Origin of the sequence: Acinetobacter sp. YH12252 (assembly GCF_013417365.1) — a bacterium.
Taxonomy (GTDB): domain Bacteria; phylum Pseudomonadota; class Gammaproteobacteria; order Pseudomonadales; family Moraxellaceae; genus Acinetobacter; species Acinetobacter towneri.
The window spans coordinates 1-2,180 of record NZ_VPEA01000037.1; the positions used below are offsets into that span (position 1 = coordinate 1).

2 protein-coding genes and 1 pseudogene are annotated in these 2,180 nt (G+C 42.5%); 1 reads left to right on the forward strand and 2 read right to left on the reverse strand.

Annotated features, from left to right (window positions below; all coding sequences use genetic code 11):
- The first annotated feature begins 565 nt into the window (after window positions 1-565).
- A complete protein-coding gene (mph, locus tag FTV28_RS13395) occupies window positions 566-1,453 on the forward strand; it encodes an Mph(E)/Mph(G) family macrolide 2'-phosphotransferase (RefSeq protein WP_071830579.1) in 888 nt (295 codons plus the stop codon).
- Between the two features lie 73 nt (window positions 1,454-1,526).
- Here mph and FTV28_RS13400 read toward each other — a convergent pair whose 3' ends face one another.
- Both FTV28_RS13400 and FTV28_RS13405 read right to left on the reverse strand, forming a co-directional pair.
- A complete protein-coding gene (locus tag FTV28_RS13400) occupies window positions 1,527-1,991 on the reverse strand; it encodes an ATP-binding protein (RefSeq protein WP_071830580.1) in 465 nt (154 codons plus the stop codon).
- A 67-nt stretch (window positions 1,992-2,058) separates the two neighbouring features.
- Window positions 2,059-2,180, reverse strand: a pseudogene (locus FTV28_RS13405) (hypothetical protein); the annotation flags it as partial.

Genomic DNA, 2,180 nt, shown 5'->3' on the forward strand with positions numbered 1-2,180 from the left:
GTAAATTTTCAGCGTTGCTGGCTCCCCGTCAGCCGGATTGGGTTGCATCGCAGGGGTGTCGAAAGAGTCAACTGCGGTCCAAAGCTGTTGGACTTGGGTGAAAAGGGCGTTTATTCTTCCTATACGTGAACCGCATCCTACGGAATGAGTAACCCTTGCCCTATTGTGAGTAGAACGTCGTATAATTCAAACGAAAGCAGTTAATAGGTATGAAATATCACAGCACAAAAGAGCGACAGGACATGTTTAGATGATGTTATTATAAAATAATAACATCATGGATGAATAAAAAATAATTTTCTATCTTTACAACTATGTTATACTTCTATGATAAGGCTATGATGGCAAAGCCTTGGTTTTCCTAATCAAATAGTCGCCGAGATGGCTTCAATGCGACAGTAGGTCTACTGTCTCACAATTAATTCATGTATCAGATTTTTGTTCCCTGATGGGAAGTGTTATCCATACGAAAAGAATATGGGTAAAGTGTTACACCTGTATATGACATTCAGAATGTCCTGTCGGGGGAACTGGTACCAATTTAATAAAAGAAAACAGTATAGAAATGACAATCGAAGATATGCAAACATTAGCCCTAGAGCATGGGCTGAGAATTTCGGAAGAGATGAGCGTCAATGAGATGGGCATCGACTTTAGAGTTGCCTTTGTAAAGGAAGTAAACGGTGAGAACTGGGTACTCCGTATACCTCGAAGAAGCGATATGCTTGAACAAATCGAAAATGAAAGTAGAATATTGGATTTAGCCAAAAGAAACCTGTCGATCAATGTCCCTGATTGGAAAATTGTATCGGAGCGCCTAATAGCCTACCCTTTACTGGAGGATGCGCCTGCTCTGACATTCGATGCGATAACACATGAGGTTTCTTGGAACATAGATCGCGATAGCATAGCTTATGTGGAGTCTCTGGCAAAATCATTGGCCGAATTACATCGTATTACAGCTGACGATGTGAGAAAGAGCAACTTGAAAATAATGACTCCAAGTGAATTGAGGACCGAAATAGCTGACCGTATCCACTTGGTGAAATCTGAGATAGGTATCAGCGAGCCGTTGGAAAACAGATACCGTAGATGGTTGGACAATGACCCTTTGTGGCCTGAATTCACTTGTTTCATCCATGGCGATCTCTATGCAGGGCATGTCTTAACCTCGAAGGAAGGTAAGACCTCTGGTATCATAGATTGGTCTACTGCGCATATGGGTGATCCTGCACTGGACTTTTCTGGTCACGTATCGGTTTTTGGAGAGGATAGCCTGAAGAGTTTGATAACGGAGTATGCTAAACAAGGCGGAACGATATGGGATAGGCTCTACGAACAATCTATAGAGAGGGCTGCTGCAGCTCCATTAGCATATGGCGCTTTTGCGGTAGAGTGCAACGACGATAATCATATCAATGCCGCCAGAGCAGCCTTAGGTATTGTTCAATAAAATGATGTGAGGATACTTTTTTAAATGCTAAAATAGGAGTTCGATTGGTGCCACTTAAGAGTATCATTGATTTCTATTTTAGCCAGTATCCTCCACTTTTAGGAGCTCCTCGAAACTCGATTTTATGATCATCTCTTAAGATTTTGAGCCACCGCTCTACTATCTTGACAGGAACTAATAGCTCGTTTACTAAAAATGGTGCACGCTTTCCTGGATTAGTTCTTATCTGATTAAATAGTAGATTTACTCCCTCACTTACTCCCTCATTAGATTCGAAAAGTAGCTTTGATGAGACAATAACTCGAAAACCGTGCTGGAAATTTTCAAAGACAGGGGGACGCAGACCATAGGATGCGAAGCCTTCTTGGATTCGTTTGATGCCTGACCCATATTTTTCAATAAAATGCGCTTCTTTGAACGTGGCAGATATCCTTTTATTGCGCGCCCATGGCGAGTAATCTTCACGAAGAAGCTGATCAATCGTTAAGTTATCAGCTAAACCACCTGGATTGAAAAACTCTATGGAATTGTAATACACCCTGATTATGGAATCGGCAAATTAATTTGGACTTGGGTGAAAAGGGCGTTTATTCTTCCTATTACGTTGTCGGCAGCGGGCCAAAAAGGAATACGTCCATGCCCATCGAGGTGAAACCGGCTGTGAGCGCGGGTTCAAGCATATAGCCCGACAGGCGCGTATCCTTGCCGATCACGACACGATGGCGGT

Bases quoted from the DNA above. Each gene is read 5' to 3' on its own strand.
- mph (WP_071830579.1), top strand. From the start codon at position 566: ATGACAATCGAAGATATGCAAACATTAGCCCTAGAGCATGGGCTGAGA.